Below are 21817 nucleotides of genomic sequence, written 5' to 3' on the forward strand. Positions count from 1 at the left end.
CACGGCCGTGTCAACGGGTTGGTCGCGCCGAAACGGCCGCCGCCCCCTCCCGGGCCCCGGCGGCCGAGGTGCCGGGCCTCGACGCCGTCCGACGACGGACGCCGAGGCCCGGCCACGGATCAGCAGTAGAGGTTGGCTCCGGCGGACACGCCGAGGATGCCGACGAACTGCTGGTACCTGGTGACGCGACTCTGCACCTGGGCGGGATTTCCGCCGTTGCACTCGATCGAGCCGTTGATGCTGCGGATCGTCTGACCGAACCCGGCGCCGTTGACCATCGCGTTGTGGGCGGTCATGGTGCCTGGACCGTTCTGGGTCATCCAGTACCAGATACCTGTCTTCCAGGCCACCGACGCGTCGGTCTGCACCAGCCACGGGTTCGTCAACAGCGGCAGGTTGAGCGCGTTACCCGCCGCGTTGTAGTTGAAGTTCCAACTGAGCTGGATCGGGCCCCGCCCGTAGTAGGCGGCCTGCCCGGCAGGGCACCCGTACGGCTGCCCGTAGTCGCAGTAGTGCGGGTAGTTCGCGGTGTTCTGCTCGACCACGTGCACGAGCCCGCCGGTCTCGTGGTAGACGTTCGCCAGGAAGGCCGCGGCCTCCTGCCGTTGGACGGTGGCGCTGCCGCTGCGCGCGAACGCCGGGTAGGCGCTGAGCGCGGCGACAAGTCCGGAGTACGTGTAGAACGAGTTGCGACCTGGGAACATCTGGTTGAACTGGGCCTCGGTGACCACGAAGCCGCCCGGGTTGGTGGGCGGCGGGGTGGTCGGTGGCTGACCGCCACAGGTGTACGGCTCCCAGTACCAGGTGCTGACGACGGGGTCGTACCCCGGGTTGTCGTGCTCGGCGATGTAGTAGGAACCGTTTGTGTACCGCACTATCGCCCCGGTGGCGTACCAGGTCCCGGCGGTCCAGTTCGGGTAGCTGCAGGTCCCCCCGGTGGGCGGCGTGGTGCCCCCGCCACATGCGCCGAGGTCCTCCCAGACACCCGTCGTGCCCGGCGGCGCCTCGTTCTGGGTCCACCACTTCGCCCGGTAGTTACGGCCGTTGTGGGAGACCTGGGCGTCTCCCCAGTAGACGGCCGGTGCCTGCCACGATGCTGAACAGGCCGCCGCCGACGCGGCGGTGGCCGGGATGACCGCCACCAGCCCACCGGCGACGATCAGTGCCGCCAGCGCGACCAGCGCGCGCAGTCTCGTCATGTGATCACTTCCCTCCTGGTACCTCGCTGGCCGAAACCCGGGCGGATATCGACCGAAGTGACTGTAACATCTTCTGTTCACAATCTTTACTATTACGTGCGGCCGGCTCGACGGTCGGCTCGGCGACGGCTGTCGATAATTCCGGCAGCTTTCCGGATCATGTCGGGTACATACGTATCGACGAGCATGATCGAGATCCCCCGGGAGGCCGCAGTGCCTGGCCAGCCCCCAAACAGCCCTCTGCGTTGTTCCGAGGATGTTCCGGAACTTGTTGACGCGTTGGAATTCTCGCTGTAATACTCCGATCCACTGAGGTCAATGCCATCGGCTTCGTTGCGGTCTCGGCTCCACCCCACCACTCATCCACACCTGTCCGGACTGTGCTGCCCGCCCCCCAGGGCGCGTCCGGCCTGCGCGAAGGGGCACCAGATGAGCAGGCTCTTCCCCCGCACCGCCCTGTGGTCGAGGCGGTTGCGCGCGGCGCTCGCCGTCCTGGCCACCGCCGTCGCCATGTGCGGCGTCGTCCTCGCGGCCACCTCGACCCCGTCGAGCGCCGCCACCTGCAACGGCTATGTCGGCCTCACCTTCGACGACGGTCCGACCGGCAGCACCAGCTCGCTGCTGAACGTGCTGCGCACCAACGGCGTACGCGCCACCATGTTCAACGTCGGGCAGAACGTCCAGAACAACCGGTCGGCCGCGCAGGCCCAGGTGTCAGCCGGCATGTGGGTCGCCAACCACAGCTGGAACCACGCACACATGACCTCGATGAGCCAGTCGCAGATGCAGTCGGACCTGTCCCAGACCAGCTCGGCGATCCAGTCGGCGACCGGCAGCCGACCGACGCTGTTCCGGCCGCCCTACGGCGAGACCAACTCCACGTTGCAGTCCGTCGCGTCGTCGCTGGGCATGCGCCAGGTGATCTGGGACGTGGACTCCCAGGACTGGAACGGCGCCAGCGTCAGCCAGATCGTGGCCAACGCGAGCCGACTCCAGGCCGGTCAGGTCATCCTGATGCACGACGGGATCCAGAACACCCGCGACGCGATCCCCCAGATCATGGCCAACCTGACCAGTCGCAACCTGTGCCCCGGCATGATCTCGCCGTCCACCGGCCGCGCGGTAGCGCCCGACGGCACCACCCCGCCGCCCACCACCACCCCGCCGCCCGCCGGCGGCACCTGCACCGCCACCGCCACGACCCCCAACGTCTGGGGCGACAGGTACAACACGTCGGTGACGGTCAGCGGCGCCAGCACGTGGACAGTGGTCGTGGCCATCACCTCGCCCCAGCGGGTCACCACCATCTGGAACGGCACCGCCACCTGGGACAGCAGCGGCACCGTCATGACCATGCGGTCCAACGGCAGCGGCAACACCTTCGGCTTCACCACGATGACCAACGGCAACAGCAGCGCCCGCCCGCAGATCCGTTCCTGCACCTCGGGTTGACATCGCCCGGGTCCGAATCGTGCGCGGTGGGTGCGCCCGGCACCCACCGCGCACCGGGCCACCCGCGGCGCGGACCAGCTGCAACTAGCCTGCACAGATGCGACACACCCTCATCCCGGGGGATGACAGCCTCCACGGTCACTTCTCCCCCGATGTCCCGCCGGTGCTCACCATCGACCCCGGCGACACAGTCACCTATCGCACCCTGGACTGCTGGTGGTCCGCCGGCCCGTACCCGGGCGGACCGAACCGGGACCGGCCCCGGGTCGCGCAGCACCAACCCGACCACGGACACGCGTTGATCGGTCCGGTCGCGGTCCGCGGTGCGCGCGCCGGACAGACCCTCGTGGTACGCATCGACGCGGTCGTCCCGGCCAGTTGGGGAACCACAGTGGCCGGCGGCTGGCCGAGCGGGTTCAACGAGCGCTACGGCGTGCAGGACCAACAGGTGGTGCACGCCTGGACGCTGGACCCGGTGACGATGACCGGCCGCAGCCAGCATGGCCACGCTGTCGCGCTGCGGCCCTTCATGGGAGTGCTCGGCATGCCACCCGCGGAGCCGGGACGGCACTCGACGACCCCACCGCGCCCCTGGGGCGGCAATCTGGACTGCCGGGACCTCACCGCCGGCAGCACTCTCCTGCTGCCGATCCCGGTCGACGACGCGCTGTTCTCCGTCGGGGACGGGCACGCCGCACAGGGTGACGGCGAGGTCGGCGGCACCGCGATCGAGTGTCCGATGGACGAGGTGACGTTGACCTTCGACGTGCGCGACGACTTTCCGGTCACCGGCCCGGTGGCTCGTACCCCCGATGCCTGGCTGACGCTTGGCGTCGGTGCGTCCCTCGACGACGCCACGTTCGCCGCCCTGGACTCGATGCTGACCCTGATGCAGCGGCTGCACTCGCTCAGCCGCGCGGACGCGGTGGCGCTGGCCAGCATCGCTGTCGACGTACGGGTGACGCAGATCGTCAACCAGAGCGTCGGCGCACACGCGGTGCTCCGCGACGACGCGCTGCGCTGGCCGGACGCCGATTCTGTCGGGGGCCGCCGTTAGCGTGTGGGCACTGTCGCCGCGCCGGCCGGATCGCGCCGCTCGCTGACCCTCGGAGGCCCCCATGTCCCAGGAGACGACCTACCTCGAACTGTCCGAAGTGGACGGTGCGCACAAGTTCTACGAGGTCATCGTCGACAACGCCACACTGACGGTGCGCTACGGCCGGATCGGTGACCAGGGGCAGGTCAAGGCGAGTGCCTATCCGGACAACGCCCGGGCCCGGGCCGCCGCGGCGAAGAAGATCGGGGAGAAGGTCCGCAAGGGCTACGCGCCGGCGGTCCCCGGGGTCCGCCAGAAGCGCACCGTGTCGCGGCGGCAGATCGTGAGCACCCGCTCCACCGCCCACACCGCCCCGGTGCTCTGGCGCTACGACTCCGGCGCCCCCGCGTTCGGCATCTTCGTCGACGGGCAGCACTGCATGGTCGGCAACGAGCACGGTGTCATCACGACGCTCGACCACGACGCGCAGGTCCGCGGCCAGGTCCGCCTTCCCGACGGGGTGAAGTGCATCGTCGCCGACGACGCCTGGATCTACGCCGGCTGCGACGACGGCAACGTCTACGACCTGTCCGGCAAGGTGCCCCGGGTGGCGTACGCGATCGCCCCGGAGATCGACATCTACTGGCTGGACATCCACGACGGCGTCCTCGGCGTCTCCGACGCCGACGGCGGCATCACCGCCGTCGACCACGAGGACGAGTTCCTGTGGCGTCGTCCCGGGCGGGGGCGTTCGGCCTGGATGGTGCGGTGCGACAACGACGCCATCTACCACGGCCACTCGCAGGGCGTGACCGGCTACGAGTGGCGTACCGGCGGGGAGCTGTGGCACACCACTACCGGTTCGGTGCTCTTCGGCTGGCAGGAGCACGGCAGCGTGTTCGCCGGGACGGGCACCCGCGAGGTGGTGCGCCTGTCCAAGTCGGGTCGCCTCGAACGCACCTACCGCTGCGACGCCCCGGTCTTCTCCTGCGCCACCGCCGAAGGCGGTCGGTACGTCTTCGCCGGCGACAGCCAGTCTTCGATCTACTGCTTCGACGCGGCGGGCACCCGGCTGTGGAAGCTCGGCACCGGCTGCGGCTCGGCGTACTCCATGCAGTACCACGACGACCGGCTCTACGTCGTCACCACCGGCGGCCATCTGGCCTGCATCGACGCGAGCGAGCCGGCCATCCGCGCGGCGCAGGCCGGTGACGTTCCCCAGGTCCGCGACATCAAGGCCCCCCGCCAGGCGCCCCAGCCGGTGCAACCGACGATCGTCGAGGTGACAAGCGACCTGGGCGCGGGCGTGGTCGTGCAGTGCCTTGACGATCGGGGGCGGCTGCGGGTTCAGGTGCTCTCCGACGGCTACCGGCGCGACTGGTCGGTGCAGTTTCCCAAGGGGATTCGCGAGCCGGGCGCCCGCTATCTGGTGACCGAGGTACGGGAGTCCAGCCGCGGTGGTTACTACCGCGCGTACGGCGACATCCGCCGTCTGCGCTGACCGGCGAGCGCGCCGCTTCCGCTGTCGAGGGCCCCGGTCGCGCACGCTCGTGTCGTAGGGTGCCGGCATGGCGCACCCCGTCCGGGTCAACGGAGACGCCACCGGGGCCTGGTGGGCCGCCCCGCCGACGCGGCGAGTGAGTCACCTACCGGGCGTCGACCCGGAGCTGCTGCGGGTGGCGCTCGACCCGTTGCCACCGGCAGCGCCCGCGATCGTGCACTACCGGCCCACTGTGGTAGGTCCGCTCGGTGACCTCGTGGACGCCCTGCTCGACCAACTGGACACCGCAGCCCTCGCGATGTTCCCCCGCTGGTTGGCGGGGGCCGACCGTTTCGACAGCGCGGGCACGCTCGGTGTGGCGGCGGTGCGCGCCCTCGCGGCCCGTACCGCCGCCCGCTCCCGGCACTTCGGCCCGTTCCTCGCCGACCTCGCCGAGCGTGGGCTGCGCGATCGGCGCCGTGCCGCCGCCCGGTCCCGCTTCGCGCCGGGGGTACGTGCCGCCGGGCTCGCCCGCGTGATCGCCGAGGCGTACGACCGGGAGAGCTGCGTACTCGTCGTGGCCCTGCCCGACCTGGGTGAGGACGCCGAGCGGACGCTGGTGGCCGCCGCCGAGTGGTTCGTGCGGCACGGCGGCTTCACTGTGTGGTTGGCCGGTGGGCCGCTGCGCCACGTCGACCGGGTGCGCTCGGTGCCCCTGCCGGTGCCGGCGCGATTCGCCGAGCTGGCCAGCACGACCGAACCGATTCCGGCCACCGTCGCCGAGCCGGAGTCGACGGTGCTGGCCTGGCCGCCGATCGCGGGCGTGCCGCGCGGTGACAGCGCCGCCGAGCAGGCGTTGGAACGCGCGCTCGCGCCGCACGACTGGGCGCGGGGCCGGCGGTGGAACCAGACCTACGAGTGGCACGTGCTGGGCGCGGCATACCGACTGGATCTGTTTTGGCCCGTGGAGGGTCTTGCGGTCGAGGTGGACGGCCCGGAGCATCGTGGGCGAATCGCTTTCGCCAACGATCGGCGGAGAGACGTGCAGCTGCAACTCCTCGGGCTGGACGTGCTCCGCTTCACCAACGAGCAGGTGCTGACCGACGCTCCGGCGGTGGTCGACGGGATCCGTCGGCTACTGGCCCGGCGGCGCGCGGGCGGCACGTACCCCCATGGAGATGAGACATCATGACGAGCCCGGCGGACGTCCCGCACCTGACGCCGAACCAGATCAACGCCCTCGTGGTGCTGATGGTCGAGGCGCGTCGAGTCACAAACGTCGAGCTGAAGGAGCTGGCCGGTTTCACGCTGACCGGCAAGGACAACACGAAGCTCGTCGACCTGGGCCTGGTGGACACCGACAAGAATCACCGGCCGTTCGCCCACGAGCTGACCGAGGACGGCTGGCGGGTGGCACGTCAGCTGCACACCTCCCCGCCGCCGAAGCAGGGCGGCTCGACCACCCGCTCGCTGTTCGTCGTCCTGTCCAACCTGCACCGTTCGCTGGACCGGCTCCGGGTCAGCCACGGCGACTTCTTCAAGCAGACCGGAGCAACGGCGCCGGCGGCCGGCGAGTCTCGGCCCGACGCACCGGCACCGGCCACGGCGGCGGCACCGACTGCGGCGGCACCCACGGCGGCGGCACCCGTGTCCGCGGCGGAGGTGGAGGCGCTGGTCCGTTCGGCGTACCGGGATCTGGCCACCGCGCCTGGCGCCTGGGTCGGCCTCGCCGACGTCCGCGACCGGCTCGCCGACACCGATCGGGCCGCCCTGGACGCGGCGTTGCGGGCGATGGTCGGCCGGGAGGACGTCCGCATCATCCCGGTGGCGAACACCAAGTCACTGACCGCACGGGACCGGGCCGCGGCCGTCCGCATCGGGAACGAGGACAACCACGCCCTGGCGATCGGCCCGGCATGATCTCCGACGACCAGCGGGCCGCGCTGGACGCGGTGAGTCTCAACCCGGCGGTCACCCCGGACGACGTGTGGCGACCCAGCCCGCACAACGTGCCGGAGCTGCACGAGAAGGTGGCCGCGGAGATCCTGCGCGGGGTGGCGCGGGCCCGCACCGACGACACGAGCATGCCGCTCGGCGTGGCCATGCAGGGCCGCGCGGGCGCCGGCAAGACGCACCTACTCGGAGCGGTCCGGGAACGGATCCAACGCGACGGCGGCTACTTCTTCCTTGTCGACATGGTCAGTGGCAAGACGTTCTGGGAGAGCGTGGCCCTGGCCCTGGTGGAGGGGATGGGTCGGCCCCACGTCGGCTGGGGCACCCAGCTGAAGACCTTCCTGCGTCGACTCACCCCCCAGCTCGGCCTGCCGACTGAGGTCCGTGACGCGGTCGCCGGCGCCCAACCGGTGACCCGTGCGCACCTCGACACCTTCATCTGGGCGCTGCGCGAGCGCGATCGGGAGGTCGGGCGGGACGCCCAGGACACCGCTCGGGCGCTCGTCCTGCACGGCGCCATCGACTTCGAGGCACAGGACGTCGGTTACGCCCACCTGATCTCCGAACCGGGTGACCCGGCCGCGCGGGCGGCGTGGGGGTTGAGCACCGCGATCCGTACCCCGCAGCAGGTCGTGCAGGACATCTCCCGGCTGATGGCCCTGACCCTGGACCCCACGGTCATCGCCGTGGACCAGCTCGACACGCTGTTCGCCCAGACCAGCACCTCACTGCTCAACCAGCATCAGGGGCTGGAGGACGGCCAGGCCAAGGTGCTCGGCCCGATCGCCGACGGCCTGCTCAAGCTCCGCGACATCACCCGCCGCACCCTGGTCGTTGTCTCGTGCCTGCCGGACACCTGGGTGCTGATGACCCGCGCCGCGCCCACCCCGGTCGCCGACCGCTTCCGTACGTCGACCCTGCCCGACCGGATCCCCACCCCGGAGATTGGGCAGGCGATCGTGGCGAAGCGCCTCACCGCCGCGTTCGCGGGAATGTTCTTCGGGCCACCGCACCCCACCTGGCCGATCGCCCCCGCCGCCTTCGCCGACGCTCCCACCCTGACGCCACGCGCCCTGCTGCGCCGGGTGGACCGCCACATCGCCTGGTGCCGTGATCGCGACGATGTGGTCGAGCTGGACCGGCTCATCGACGGCGCCGACTCGACGCCGACGGTGGGCCCCGTCCGTGGCTCTTCCAGTGACCCGACGACGGACGAGCGCCGCCTGCACGAGTTGGACGCGCGGTTCGCCGAGCTGGTCGAGGCCGCGGACGTGTCGGCCGCCGTCGACCCGGCGGGCGAGGACGAACACATGCCACCGCTGCTCGCCGCCGGCCTGGCCGCCTGGATCGCCGAGCAGGCGCCGACCGGTGCCACCTACAAGTACGATCCGCCGCCCGGGCGCAAGCCCGCGCTGCACGGGCGGCTGATCGAGGTGCTCGACGAGGCCACCGAGAACGAGGCGCACTGGTGCTTCCGGGCCATCGCGCACCCCAACGCCGTCGCCGTCACCGCGCGGGTCAAGGCCGCGTGCACCCTCGCCGGGTTGGACCGGGACCTGCCACAACGGCGGCTGATCCTGCTGCGCAACGGTCCGTGGCCGACGGGGAAGCGTACGACCGAGGTGTTGGCCGGCTTCGACGCGGCCGGCGGCCTGCGGTGCGCCGTGCCGGAGGCGGACCTGCGGGTCTTCGCGGCGCTGCGGGTGATGGCGGCCGAGCCGTCCACGGCCCTGCAGGAGTGGCTGGTGACCCGTCGCCCGGCCAGCGGCACCGAGCTGTTCCGCGCGGTCCTGCCCGGGCCCGACGGGACGCGCGGCGCTGCTCCGCCGACGACGCCGGACGACGGCGAGCCACCGTCGGACGGCAGCGACTCCGACCCGACGAACGCGCCGGTCGCCGACGTGGCAGGTGGTCCGGCGGCCGGTTCGGCGGCCGGGCCGGCCACTGCCCCGGTCGACCCCGTTGTCGGCGCCGGCGGTCTGGCGGTCGGGCTGGGGCGGACCGTCGACGGTGGTCAACCGTTCACGGTGCCCCTGGAGTCGCTGCGCCGCCACGCCGTCGTGTTCGCCGGGTCCGGCTCGGGCAAGACCGTGCTCATCCGTCGGCTGGTCGAGGAGTGCGCCCGCGAGGGAGTCTCGGCGATCGTGCTCGACCCCAACAACGACCTCGCCCGGCTCGGCGACGCGTGGCCCGATCCACCGAGCGGCTGGGGCCCCGGCGACGCCGAACGGGCCGCCGACTACCTCGCGCACACCGAGGTGGTGGTGTGGACGCCCCGGGTCACCGCCGGTCGGCCGCTGAGCTTCCAGCCGCTGCCCGACTTCACCTCCCTGCGGGACTGGCCCGACGAGTTCGACCAGGCCGTCCGCTCCGCCGTGGAGGCGCTCGCGCCCCGAGCCGGCGTGGACAGGTCGAGCCGGCTCGCCCAGCAGGGCAAGGCCGTGCTCACCGAGGCCCTCCAGGCGTACGCGCGAAGCGGGATGGTGGGCCTGCCCGGCTTCACCGACTTCCTCACCGACCTGCCCGAGGGGGTCAGTCGGCTGGCCCGCGCCGGTAAGCTCGCCGAGGAGTTGGCCGAGGCGCTCAAGGCGGCGATGGTCACCGATCCGCTCTTCGGCGGGGTCGGCGCGCCGGCCGACCCGGGACTGTTGCTGACGCCGTCGCCGGGGCGGCGGGCCCGGGTGTCGGTGATCAGCTTCGTCGGCCTCACCTCCGACCAGGAGCGGCAGAGCTTCGTCAACCAGTTGCAGATGGCGCTCTTCGCGTGGATCAAGCGGCACCCCGCCGGTGACCGACCGTTGGGTGGGCTGTTTGTGATGGACGAGGCGCAGACACTGGCGCCCTCGACCGGCACCACGGCCTGCACGGCCAGTTCGATCGCGCTGGCCTCGCAGGCCCGCAAGTACGGGCTCGGGCTGGTCTTCGCCACCCAGGCGCCCAAGGGTCTGCACAACCAGATCTCCGGCAACGCGACGACGCAGTTCTTCGGGCTGCTCAACGCGCCGGCGCAGATCGACGCGGCCCGGCAACTCGCCGAGGCCAAGGGCGGGCGGCTGCCGGACATCGGCCTGCTCAACAGCGGTGAGTTCTACGCCGCCGGGGAGGGATTCTCGTTCGTCAAGGTCCGCACCCCGTTGTGCCTGACGCACCACCCGAAGGCGCCGTTGACCCCCGAGGAGGTCGTCGCCCGCGCCCGCCCGGCTGGGTAGCCTGGGTCCATGATCTTCATTACCGCCAAGTTCCGGATCTTGGCCGAGCACGCCGACCAGTGGCCGCAGATCGCCGCCGAGTTCACCGAGGCGACCCGGGCGGAGCCGGGTTGCCTGTGGTTCGACTGGTCCCGCAGCGTGGACGACCCGACCGAGTACGTGCTGGTCGAGGCGTTCCGCGACGACCAGGCCGGCGCGGCCCACGTCCAGTCCGCTCATTTCCGCGCGGCCCGGGAGACCCTGCCGCCGCACCTGGCCGAGACGCCGCGCATCGTGAACGCCACAGTGCCGCAGGAGGACTGGTCGCTGCTCGGCGAGATGGCCGTCCCCGAGGGCCGCTGACCAGCGCCGTTTCACCGACCGCCGTCAGCGCTGACGGTTCGGCGACCCGCCGCCCGCCCGTCAGCGCAGTCGGCGGGCGGTAAAACGGGTCGGCGGGTCGGCGATCACGTCCTGCGCCGCGATCAGTTGGATCTCCCGGGTGCCGGCCGCGAGAGTCGCCTCCAGCACGGCGTAGACGGAGGCGATGGTGCGTTCCAGCGCGGTCGCTGGTGAGCCGGTCGTCCACAGGTGCGCGAGGTACAGCGCCGCGGTGACGTCGCCCCCACCGTTCGGGTTGATCGGCAGCAGCGGCGTGGTCACCGCCCAGGCGCCTTCGTCGGAGACCGCCACCACCTCCAGCGAGTCCGGCGGCAGGTCGCCGTGCAGGACGCTGGTCACCAGGACGTGCCGCGGCCCGGTCGCGCGCACCACGTCGACCGCGTCGAGCACCTCGGCCAGCGAGTTCGTCGTACGGCCGGCGAGGAAGTCCAACTCGAAGTGGTTCGGCGTGATGATGTCCGCGCGTGGCACGACGGTGTCCCGTAGGTACTCCGGAATTCCCGGCCGGACGAACATGCCCCGACCGGCGTCGCCCATCACCGGGTCGCAGCAGTACACGGCGGCCGGGTTTGTCGCCTTCACCCTCGCCACCGCGTCCAGGATCACCGCGCCCATGGCCGGGTCGCCCTGGTAGCCGGAGAGCACCGCGTCGGCGGTGCCGAGGACCCCGCGGTCCTCGATGCCCGCGATCACCTCCGCCACGTCCGCCGCCGGGAGCAGCGGGCCCCGCCAGGCGCCGTACCCGGTGTGGTTGGAGAAGTGCACAGTCAGGACCGGCCAGACCTCGTGCCCGAGCCGTTGCAGAGGAAAGGCCGCCGCCGAGTTGCCGACGTGACCGTAGGCGACCGACGACTGGATGGACAGGATCTTCACCGGCCCATCATCGCCGTTGCGCCCGGCGCCGCACGGTCGGCCCGCCGAATCTGTCGGGTGGCCCACTCGCCGCCCGTTCCGTCGGACGGCACGAACGGGCGGCCCGGACCGTGTCGTCCGGGCCGCCCGCGCGGGCGTACGGTCAGCCGCCCAGGCTCGCCGCGGCCGAGGCGATCGACGAGGCGAAGTAGCTCACCTGGGTGTAGACGCCCGGGTAGTTGGGCCGGGCGCAGCCGTTGCCCCAGCTCACGATGCCGACCTGGATCCAGGCGTTGCTGGCGTCGCGGCGGAACATCGGGCCACCCGAGTCACCCTGGCAGGTGTCCGTGCCGCCGCTGGCGTAGCCGGCGCAGATCTCCTGGGCCGGGATGAGGTCCCCGCCGTAGTTGGCGTTGCAGGTGGAGTCGCTGACGAACGGCACCGTCGCCTTGAGCAGGTACCGCTGCTGGCCGCCGCCCTCGCGCGCGGCGCCCCAACCGGCGACGGTGAAGGTGCCGCTGTCGTACGCGGTAGTGCTGGCGATCGGCAGCGTGCTCAGCCCGGTGACGGGACTGGCCAATCGGATCAGCGCCCAGTCTCGCCCGGCGCCGTTGTAGCCGGGGGCGCGGTAGACGTAGTTGGACCGGACGGTGATCCGGCTGGACGACTGGAGGTCGACAGTCCCGAGCGTCGCGGTGATGCTGGTGTTGGTGCCGGTCGAGCCCACGCAGTGTGCCGCGGTGAGCACCAGCCGGGAGCTGTACAGCGCCCCGCCGCAGCCCATCGAGAGACGCACCATGAACGGGAACTCGCCCTGAGCGGCGCGGGTACCACCGACGACGTTCGGCGTCACGGGACTGTCGGCCGCGGCGGCCGGCGCGGTGAGGGTGAGGCTGGCCGCGGTCACCGCGGCCAACGCGGTGGCCAGCAGGCCAGTGAGGGTACGCCAGCGAACCATGCATTCCTCCGCATCAGGATGGCGCGCCTCGTGAGCGCACCCCGTTTCGAGATAGCGGTCATCATATTGAGGTGCGTGGATGTTGCGGGTCATCCTCTCTGGGTCGTACCACCGAGGCTATGGATCTCGGTCTCACCCGCCCGGCGTGCCGGTGCTCTCCCGGCGGATGAGCCGGAAGGGCGTCTGCACGGTCAGCGGCCCCGCGACCTCCGTGCCCTCGATGCGAGCGACGAGACGGCGTACCGCGAGACGGCCGATCTCCCTCTTGTCCGGGGCGATCGTGGTGAGGGTCGGGGCACTGAACCGGCCCTCCTCGATGTCGTCGATCCCGACCACCGCGACGTCCTCGGGCACCCGGTGACCGGCCTCGGCCAGCGCCCGCAGCGCGCCGATGGCGACCAGGTCGTTGTAGCCGAACACCGCGTCCGGCGGGTCACCGAGCGCGAGCAGGTCACGCATGGCCCGCTTGCCGTCGAGCCGGCCGAACGCGTCGGTGCGGGCGACCAGCCGCAGTCGGTACGGCAGGCCGGCGGCCGTCAGGGCCTCCCGGTAACCCCGGAACCGCAGGTGCGCCGACTGCCGGTCACCGCCCGGGGTGGCGCCGATAAACGCTATCCGGCGGCGCCCGATCGCCACGAGATGCCGGATCGCCGCGTGACTGGCGGCCACGTTGTCGATGGCGATGTGGTCGTGCGGCACGTCGAAGACGCCCTCGCCGATCAGCACGAGTGGGCTGCCGGCGGACCGGGCCAGCACCTCCTCCCGGCCGATGCGCACCGGGCTGAGGATCAGGCCGTCGATGACGCGCTGCCGGGAACCGTCGAGGAGCGCCAGCTCCGCCCCCCGGTCCGCCGCGGTGTTCTCCATGACGAGCGTGTAGCCGAGCGCGGCGGCCTCGGAGATGGCGATCTCGGCGAGCTCGGCGAAGTAGGGGTTGGTCAGTTCCGGGACGGCCAGGGCGATCAGGCCGGTACGCCCCCGGCGGAGATGTCGGGCGCCGAGGTTGGGGCTGTAGCCGAGTTCGTCGATCGCCTGCTGCACCCGCTGTCGGGTCCGCTCCCCCACCGGCCGGTACCCGTTCACCACGTTCGAGACCGTGGCCAGCGAGACACCGGCGCGCTGGGCGATGTCCTTCAGGTTGACGCCCATCCACCAACCTTTCGCGAATTCGGCAGGCGGGCCGACAAGGCATTGATGAACAAGCATTGACGGGACGCCCGGCGCGGCTCTATAACGTTATACAGGTGATGATGGATGTCAATATGCCGGTCACCGTTGGCGTGTGGAGATCCCACCGACATCCGTCGCTGACGCCCGTCCCCCGTCAATGACCACCCGATGCCCACCACCCACGCGCTTCGGGCCTGGCTGCACAGCCCGCGGCGACTCGCCCCCTCGGAGACGGCATGACACGTCACGTCCCCATCCGCCCCGCCCTGCCCCTACTGCTCATCCTCGCCCTGGTGGCCGGCATTCTCGCCGCGCCCTCCTCGTCGGCGTACGCCGCGCCGGCGAAGACGCCACCACTGACCACCCCCTGGACCAGCCAGGCCCTGGCCGGCACACCACTGCCCGAGTACCCGCGACCCCAGATGACGCGGCCGGACTGGCTCAATCTCAACGGCGAGTGGCAGCTACGCCAGTCGACGACCGACGACGCCCCACAGTTCGGCGCCAACCTGCCCGAGCGGGTCAACGTGCCCTTCCCGGTGGAGAGCGCCCTGTCCGGCATCCAGCGGGCCGCCAACGACAACCGCAACTACCTGTTCTACCGACGCACCGTCACCATCCCGGCCAACTGGTCGGGTCGACGGACCCTGCTGCACTTCGGCGCCGTCGACTGGCAGAGCACGGTCTGGGTGAACGGTGTCCGGGTCGGCGCGCACACCGGCGGCTACGACGCCTTCACCTTCGACGTGACTCCCCAGCTCACCGCCGGGACGAACGAGATCGTCGTCAAGGTCTGGGATCCCACCGACACCCGGCAGAACGGCAGCATGCCCGCCATCGGCAAGCAGACCAAGACACCCAGCGGGATCTTCTACACCCCCAGCTCCGGCATCTGGCAGACGGTGTGGCTGGAGCCGGTGCCCGCCGCCTCGATCAGCAGCGTGGACGTCTACCCGAACCTGAGCAACAACACACTGCGGGTCCGGGTCTTCACCCGGGGCGACGTGAGCGGCCACAGCGTGCTCGCCGAGGCGCTGAACGGCGGCACCGTTGTCGGCTCGGCCACCGGCGGCTTCACCGACTTCAGCGTGCCGGTGCCCAACGCCCGCCGCTGGTCACCCGACGACCCGTTCCTCTACAACCTCCGGGTGACAGTGCGCAACGCCACAGGCACCACAGTGGACCGAACCACGCACTACTTCGGCATGCGGGAGATCACCACCGGCATGGTCAACGGTGTGCTGCGCCCCAAGCTCAACGGCCAGTTCGTCTTCCAGGTCGGCACCCTGGACCAGGGCTTCTGGCCGGACGGGCTCTACACCGCGCCGACCGACGCAGCCCTCGCCTTCGACCTGCAGAAGCACAAGGATCTGGGCTTCAACATGGTGCGCAAGCACATCAAGGTGGAACCGCAGCGCTGGTTCTACCACGCCGACCGGCTCGGCCTGCTCGTCTGGCAGGACATCCCCTCGCTGACCGCGCAGGACGTCGACCCGACCGACGCCCAGCAGGCGCAGTTCGAGGCCGAGGCACGGGAAATCGTCGACGAGCACCGCAGCTCACCCGCCGTGATCGCGTACACGCCCTACAACGAGGGCTGGGGCGAGCGGTCCCTCACCGACACCCGGCGGGTCGCGCAGAACATCAAGAACCAGGACCCGACCCGTCTGGTCAACCCGCACAGCGGCCACAACTGCTGCCAGTCCCTCGGCAACCCCGGCAACGGCGACATCGACGACTGGCACGTCTACCTCGGACCGGACTCCCCCGTACCGTCGAACAGCCGGATCGCGGTTCTCGGTGAGTTCGGCGGTCTGGGTCTGCACACGCCGGGTCACGAGTACAGCCCGAACGGCAGCTTCTTCGCGTACGAGTGGCAGTCCAGTTCGAGCGCCCTCACCGACCGGTACGTCGGGCTGGTGCAGGGCACCCAGAACCTGATGCTCGGCAAGGGGCTCAGCGCCTCGATCTACACCGAGATCACCGACCTGGAGGGTGAGCTGAACGGCTTCGTCACCTACGACCGGCAGGTGATCAAGATGGACCAGGCGCGGGTGCGCGCCGCCAACACCGCCCTGATCAACGCCTCGAAGACCATCGGCAGTTCGGCGCCCGTCGCCCTGCCGGTCAACACCCGCCGGTCGTTGCAGGTGACCACGCCCGGCTTCACCAACCGCTACCTACGCCACCAGGACAGCCTGGCCTACACGGAGGTGGTCGACGCCGCGAGTTCCAGCCTGCTCAAGGCCGACGCCACGTACACCGTCCGACCCGGCCTGGCCGGCACCGGTTGCTACTCGTTCGAGTCGGTCAACTTTCCCGGGCAGTACCTGCGCCACCAGAACTCCCGGGTCCGCAACTCACCGGACGACGGCTCCGCGCTGCTGCGCGCCGACGCCACCTGGTGCGCCCGCACCGGGCTGACCGGCACCGGCGTGTCGCTGGAGTCGTACAACTTCCGGGGCAAGTACCTGCGGCACTACAACGCGGAGGTCTGGCTCAGCAACGGCACCGGCGGCGACGCGTACAACACCCCGACGTCGTGGACCGCCGACAGCACCTGGAGCATCGCCGCCCCGTGGGCGCCCTGACGGCTGCGCGCTGAGCGGGTCGTCACGACACGACGACGCGCGGGGGGTTCCGGCAATGGCTGGAGCCCCCCGCTTCTGCCGGGGGTCGGTGGACTCCGGCGTCACCCGTCGTCGCCGGGGTCGTTTCCCGGTCGGGAGGGAAAGCAGCGAGTCGAATGCATCGACCGGCTGGGTCGACTTCACGGCAAGGGCCGCGCCGCAACTTGCATCTGGCCAGGTTCGCCCGGCGGTTGCAACACGCAATTATGCCGACCAATAAATAGACGAAACCCAATCTTGACTTGTGCGGCCGGCCAGCGCACCGTAAAGAGCCAGAGGCAGATGCGCGCCATTATCGGCCCGGCTGAAGTGGATCGCCAAATGGGGGCGCTGCCGGTCTCGCGCCGCGTGCATCAGGAGGCTTTCCATGCGGTTGAATCCGTTCACCGGGGTTTATCTCACCGACCCGGCAAGCATGTGGCGGCGTATTCTCGACGATCCCGACGGGGTGCACTACGCCGAGGATCTGGGCCTGTGGTTGATCAGCAGGCACGCACACGTCCGACGGGCCCTCGCCGACACCGCGACATTCGCCAACGCCCTCACCCTCGCCCCGGTCTACGAGGTGTGCCCCCCGGCACTGAACGTCATCATGCAGATCGACGCGCCGCCCACGACGGCCGCGGCGGACCCACCGGCGCACCCGCGCACCCGCCGGGCCCTACGGGCGACCTTCGCGAACACCGCCGAGCGGGTCGAGGCCGAGTACGGTGCGATCGTCCGGCGCCGGGTCGACCAACTCGTGTCCCGGCTCGCCGCCCGTCGGGGCGACCAGGTCGACCTGATACCGGAATTCGCCACCGAGCTTCCGCTGCTGGTGGTCCTGGACATCCTCGGGGTGCCCGACGCCGACATCGGGCGGATCCGGAGTTGGGCAGACGGCCAGATCGCCCTCATCTGGGGGCAGCCGGACCCGGCCGAACAGGTGCGCCTGGCGCAGGGCCTGCTGGAGTTCTGGCACTACTGCGAAGATCTGGTCCGCCAGCGGGTGGACAGCGGACACCTGGGTGACGACTTCATCAGTCGCGCGTTGGCCTACCGGGACGACGACGACACCGTGCTGACGGTGCCCGAGGTGGCGAGCCTGGCCTTCAATCTCCTGGTAGCGGGCCACGAGACGACCGCCGGATTGCTCGCGCACGCCCTCGACCAGGCTCTGTCCACTCCCCAGCGCTGGTCGGCGATCGCCAAGGACCCGGGGCTCGTTCCCGCCTTCGTGGGCGAGACGCTGCGCTTCGCGCCGGCCATCGACGGCTGGCTCCGGGTGACCACCCGGGATGTCACAGTGGGGGCGGTGACGATCCCCGCCGGGGCGCGTTGCCTGCTGTTGATCGGAGCGGCGAACCGGGACCCCGCGGCGTTCCATGACCCGGACCGGTTCGACCCACACCGGGCCGATGTGGGCAATCACCTGTCGTTCGGGCACGGTCCGCATTTCTGCATCGGTGCGGGGTTGGCGCGACTTGAGGCCGGGATCGCCCTCAGCCGGCTCGCCGAAACCATTCCCGACCTACGGTTGTCACCGGAGCAGCATCGCTCGTACAAACCCAATGTCGCGTTTCGTGCGCACCGCACACTGCTCGCGATAATCGATATCCCGACGCCCGCGGACGCGCCGGTGGCACGGGGTGGGGTGGCGGCCGAAGTGCACGCCGCCTGAGTGGGCGCGAGCCCCAGCGGTGCTGACCTGCGGACGGGTCGAGGGTGGGCGGGGCGGTGTTGCCCGCTCCACCGGGCGCACCTCGGTGCCGGCAACGGGCCCGGCGCGCACCTTTCGCGCTTTGCCCGACGATTCATACCGGTGAACGTCTTCACACCCATCGCGTGTTGGGTTAAGAATTGCCCTCTGTGAATGTCCTGCTCATCGGCCAATCTCGATCCGGTGTCCGCCGCCGAATGTCCGTTCCACGAAGGTGAGCGCATGGAGCACACGTCCCCGTCGAGCTCGGCTCCCTCCGCGGCCAGTCAGCGGTTCCGATGGGAGTTGCGCAACTGTCGCGTCCAACGGGGCCTGACCCAACGGGCCCTGGCGGATCTGGTGCGGTTCAGCCGGGAGACGGTGGCGGCGGTCGAGTCGGGTCGCCGGTTCGGCAGTCACGAGTTCGCGTTGCGCTGCGACGACGTGCTCGGCACCGACGGCCGACTGGCCGCCCTGTGGCCGCAGGTCGCGGCCGAGCAGTTGGCGGCCGACGGTCGCCGGGGCCCGCGCGCTCCGGAACCGGCTCGGCTGGATCGGCGGGTGCCGCGTCAGCGTGGGCGGCGTGACGCGCGCGACCCGGGCGCCGTCGTGGACGCGATCGACGAGCTGCGTGAACTGATCGGCCAGGTGCTCAACGGCCAGCCCGAGACGGATGATCCGGAGCGGCGGCACCCGCCGGCCGAACCCCTCGACAATCAGCGCTGACCCGACCGATCCGGCACGACCTCGCGGCGTCACCGGTCGCTGACGTTGGGTACAGATGCTGGTACGGGCAGTTTGTACCACGGCCAGGTCTGGTCTACGAGCGCGGCGTCCGGCCGAATGGGACTTGCATTCGGCAAGGTGCGGATAGACCGTCATCGACGAGTCGTGGGAGTCAATCTTGGCGTCGAGCACCCGGTCCCACGCGGCCAGACCCTACCCGACCCGCCGACGCGGTTGGAAGATAGCCGGCCGGATGCGCCTCATCGTCGCGGCCCCCCTCGTCGCCGTGATCGGCTTCGCCGGTCTCGCACTGACCGAGAGCGCACGCCAGACGGCCCGTGCCAGCGACCTGCAGATCCTGGCCCAGATCGGTGCCGAGGCCGGCGACCTGGCCTACCGGCTGCAACGCGAACGCATCGCCGCCGCCGACCTGCTCACCTACGCCCGGCCGGAGCAGCAGGACGCCTTCGGCGCGGAGATGGCCGCCACCGACCACGCCGTCGCCCGCTACCGCGGGCAGCGTGACCGGCTGTCCACCGACAACGACGCCAACCCGTCTCTCCTGCGGCGCATCGACGCGGCTCTGGACGGCCTCGCCCCTCTGCGCACCCAGGTGCGCACCGCCACGCACGCCTCGGTGTCGGCGATGACCTTCAGCTACCGCATCGCGATCGCCGACCTCATCAACTTCCGGGAGAACGTCTCACACGGCGTGGTGGACGCCCAACTCGCCGACGGGATCCGGGCCTCGGCGGCGCTGTCGAAGACGGCCGAGGCCATCGGTCAGCAGCAGGTCGCCGTGCTGCGCGCCGTCGCGGGCGGCGAGCTGACCCCGGCCATGCAGCAGGACATCACAGCGGCCCGCACCAGCTACACCGAGTCGAGCCTGTCGTTCCTGGCCCTGGCCCCACCCGAGTGGGGCATCTGGTGGGAGCAGGCCGGCACCGGCAAGGAGGCGCTCGCCCTGCAACGGATGCAGGACGAGGTGTCCCGGGCCCAGCCGGGGTCGCAGCTGCAACTGGAGACCGGCGCGTGGGTGACCACCACCCAGACGCGCGCCGCCCGCCTGGCCGACCTGCGCGCCCGGGTCGACAACGCGGTCCGCGACGACGTTCGGGCCGCGCACGCCGACCAGCGCCGCCGGGCCGTGGCCGAGGCCGCCAGCGTCCTCCTGGCCCTCATCCTGACCACGTTGGTGACCTGGGCCGTCGCGCGGCAGATCACCCGACGGCTACGTCGCCTCCGGGACGCGGCCAACGCCGTGGCGTTCGAACAGCTCCCCGCCGTGGTGGCCCAGCTCCAACAGCCCGGCAGCGCCACCGTCGACCCGCAGAAGCTGGCCCACCAGCAGTCCAGCGCCGCCCTCGAACCGTCCAGCGACGACGAGATCGGCGAACTGGGTCAGGCGTTCAGCGCCGTGCACCAGGCCGCCGTGCGGACCGCCGCCGAACAGGCAGTCATGCGCGCCAACACCGCCGACATCTTCATCCACCTGAGCCGCCGCGAACAGCGACTGGTCGACGCCGTCCTGGCCCAGGTGGACCTGGTCGAGCGGGACGAGACCGACCCCGACCGGCTCGACCAGCTCTACACACTGGACAACCTGGCGACCCGGATGGGCCGGATCAACGCCAGCCTGCTGGTGCTCGGCGGCGTCGGCGTGGGTCGCGTACGCCAGCGGGACGTCCCTCTGCAACAGGTGCTCCAGGCTGCGCTGTCCCAGATCGAGCACTACGCGCGGGTCCGGCTCGGCATGATCGACGGCGACGTGGCAGTGGCCGCCAAGACCGTCGACGAGGTCGTGCACCTGCTCGCCGAACTCATGGACAACGCCACGACGTACTCGCCGCCGGGCAGTGAGACCTGGGTGAGCGGCCGGAGCCTGGGTGACCGCGTCATCGTCCAGATCAGCGACGAGGGTGTGGGGCTGTCCGCGCAGCGGATGCAACAGCTCAACGAGCTGCTGGCCCGCCCGCCGGCCATCGACGTGGCCGCCGTGCGGGCGATGGGGCTGGTCGTCGTGGGCCAACTCGCCGCTCGGCTGGGCGCCACCGTCCAACTGCGACGCGGCCCCCGACGCGGCATCCTCGCCGAGGCGACACTGCCCGCGGCGATCATCCGGTCCCTGCCGCCGGAGGAGTACCTGCTCGCACCCGGCCGGCTGTCGCGGCGGGCAGCGCGGACGCCCAGCACTCCGCCGCCGTACCAGCCGCGCCCCGAACCCACCGCCGGACGCCCTACGGCCGAACGGACGCTGCCGGCGGCGCCGGTCTTCCGACCGGCTCCCCAACCCCCGGACCGGGGTGACGCGCCCACCGAGGAGCTCCTCATCTTCGAACAGGTCAACCACTGGTTCCAGAACGACGTCGTCGACGGCCAGAACGGTCAGAACGGTCAGCAGTGGTCCACCCCCGCCGACGACGCCTGGCGTACGGCCGCCCAGGCGCACACCCCCGAGGTCGCCACGACCACCAACTCCGGTCTGCCCAAACGGCAGCCGCAACGGCACCTCGTGCCCGGCGGGGTGACGGTGCCCCAGCAGCAGCAACGCTCCGAGTACCGCGACCCGGCGCAGGTGGCGACGGCGATGGCCGCGTACGCGAGGGGTGTGGCGAACCGACGGCGCACCCCGATCAACCTCGGCAACAAATGACGGGACAGGAGAGCACGTGACCGACCAACAGGATCTCGGCTGGCTGCTGGACAACTTCGCCGCGCGGGCGACCGAGGTCAGCCACGCGATTGCCATTTCCAGCGACGGTCTGATGGTGGCCGCCACCCGCGACCTGCCACCGGACCGGGCCGACCAGTTGGCCGCCACGGGTAGCGGGCTCGTCAGCCTGCTGCGGGGGGCGGCGGCCTTCTTCGACGCCGGCGCGGTGATCTCCAACGTCACGCAGCTCGAGGGCGGGTTCATGTTCTCGATGGCCTTCAACGACGGCGCCTCGCTGCTGGTGCTCGCCGCCCCCGAGTGCGACGTGGGCAAGGTCTCCTACGAGATGACCGAGCTGGCCAACCGCATCGGGGACGCCCTGACCCCCGCTGCCCGAGCGGCTCTCGCCCGCAGCCGCTGACAACCCCGGCGCCCCCACA

Annotated in this window: 16 protein-coding genes; 12 read left to right on the forward strand and 4 right to left on the reverse strand. The window is 71.0% G+C overall.

Annotated elements, in window-relative coordinates; translation table 11 throughout:
- Window positions 1-119: 119 nt before the first annotated feature.
- Complete coding sequence (locus IW248_RS12045) at window positions 120-1199, reverse strand: glycoside hydrolase family 19 protein (protein WP_196927045.1); 1080 nt, start codon at window positions 1197-1199, stop codon at window positions 120-122.
- Window positions 1200-1628: 429 nt separating this feature from the next.
- Here IW248_RS12045 and IW248_RS12050 point away from each other — a divergent pair, with 429 nt between their 5' ends.
- From IW248_RS12050 to IW248_RS12080, 7 genes are all read left to right on the forward strand, one after another.
- Window positions 1629-2651: a polysaccharide deacetylase family protein gene (locus tag IW248_RS12050; RefSeq protein WP_196927046.1), complete on the forward strand. Its 1023-nt coding sequence runs from the start codon at window positions 1629-1631 to the stop codon at window positions 2649-2651.
- Window positions 2652-2748: 97 nt separating this feature from the next.
- On the forward strand, window positions 2749-3708 hold the full coding sequence (locus IW248_RS12055; RefSeq protein WP_196927047.1) for an acetamidase/formamidase family protein: 960 nt from the start codon (window positions 2749-2751) through the stop codon (window positions 3706-3708).
- Window positions 3709-3769: 61 nt separating this feature from the next.
- Window positions 3770-5188: a WGR domain-containing protein gene (locus IW248_RS12060; RefSeq protein WP_196927048.1), complete on the forward strand. Its 1419-nt coding sequence runs from the start codon at window positions 3770-3772 to the stop codon at window positions 5186-5188.
- A gap of 67 nt (window positions 5189-5255) precedes the next feature.
- Window positions 5256-6359 (forward strand): endonuclease domain-containing protein, encoded by a 1104-nt coding sequence (locus IW248_RS12065; protein WP_196927049.1) that lies wholly within the window; start codon window positions 5256-5258, stop codon window positions 6357-6359.
- A complete protein-coding gene (locus IW248_RS12070) occupies window positions 6356-7087 on the forward strand; it encodes a hypothetical protein (protein ID WP_196927050.1) in 732 nt (243 codons plus the stop codon). Before IW248_RS12065 ends, IW248_RS12070 begins: the two co-directional genes overlap by 4 nt.
- Entirely contained in the window at window positions 7084-10329 is a 3246-nt protein-coding gene (locus IW248_RS12075) for an ATP-binding protein (protein ID WP_196927051.1), read from the forward strand. The genes IW248_RS12070 and IW248_RS12075 overlap by 4 nt, the downstream gene beginning before the upstream one ends.
- A gap of 9 nt (window positions 10330-10338) precedes the next feature.
- Complete coding sequence (locus tag IW248_RS12080) at window positions 10339-10671, forward strand: putative quinol monooxygenase (protein ID WP_124818540.1); 333 nt, start codon at window positions 10339-10341, stop codon at window positions 10669-10671.
- 60 nt (window positions 10672-10731) lie between these two features.
- Here IW248_RS12080 and pdxY read toward each other — a convergent pair whose 3' ends face one another.
- The 3 genes from pdxY to IW248_RS12095 form a co-directional block, all read right to left on the reverse strand.
- A complete protein-coding gene (gene pdxY, locus IW248_RS12085) occupies window positions 10732-11583 on the reverse strand; it encodes a pyridoxal kinase PdxY (RefSeq protein WP_196927052.1) in 852 nt (283 codons plus the stop codon).
- Window positions 11584-11725: 142 nt separating this feature from the next.
- A complete protein-coding gene (locus IW248_RS12090) occupies window positions 11726-12520 on the reverse strand; it encodes a S1 family peptidase (RefSeq protein ID WP_124818536.1) in 795 nt (264 codons plus the stop codon).
- A gap of 132 nt (window positions 12521-12652) precedes the next feature.
- Entirely contained in the window at window positions 12653-13669 is a 1017-nt protein-coding gene (locus tag IW248_RS12095; RefSeq protein ID WP_196927053.1) for a LacI family DNA-binding transcriptional regulator, read from the reverse strand.
- A gap of 257 nt (window positions 13670-13926) precedes the next feature.
- Here IW248_RS12095 and IW248_RS12100 point away from each other — a divergent pair, with 257 nt between their 5' ends.
- The 5 genes from IW248_RS12100 (at window position 13927) to IW248_RS12120 (ending at window position 21798) form a co-directional block, all read left to right on the forward strand.
- A complete protein-coding gene (locus tag IW248_RS12100; protein ID WP_196927054.1) occupies window positions 13927-16281 on the forward strand; it encodes an AbfB domain-containing protein in 2355 nt (784 codons plus the stop codon).
- A 406-nt stretch (window positions 16282-16687) separates the two neighbouring features.
- The gene (locus IW248_RS12105) at window positions 16688-17980 is read left to right on the forward strand and encodes a cytochrome P450 (RefSeq protein ID WP_196927055.1); all 1293 of its coding nucleotides are present in this window, start codon (window positions 16688-16690) and stop codon (window positions 17978-17980) included.
- 261 nt (window positions 17981-18241) lie between these two features.
- The gene (locus tag IW248_RS12110; protein WP_196927056.1) at window positions 18242-18724 is read left to right on the forward strand and encodes a helix-turn-helix transcriptional regulator; all 483 of its coding nucleotides are present in this window, start codon (window positions 18242-18244) and stop codon (window positions 18722-18724) included.
- 253 nt (window positions 18725-18977) lie between these two features.
- Window positions 18978-21377, forward strand: coding sequence for a sensor histidine kinase (locus tag IW248_RS12115; RefSeq protein ID WP_196927057.1), 2400 nt, complete (start codon window positions 18978-18980; stop codon window positions 21375-21377).
- 16 nt (window positions 21378-21393) lie between these two features.
- On the forward strand, window positions 21394-21798 hold the full coding sequence (locus tag IW248_RS12120) for a roadblock/LC7 domain-containing protein (RefSeq protein ID WP_030490280.1): 405 nt from the start codon (window positions 21394-21396) through the stop codon (window positions 21796-21798).
- Window positions 21799-21817 lie beyond the last annotated feature (19 nt).

This window comes from Micromonospora ureilytica (assembly GCF_015751765.1).
In the GTDB taxonomy this organism is placed as follows: Bacteria; Actinomycetota; Actinomycetes; order Mycobacteriales; family Micromonosporaceae; genus Micromonospora; species Micromonospora ureilytica.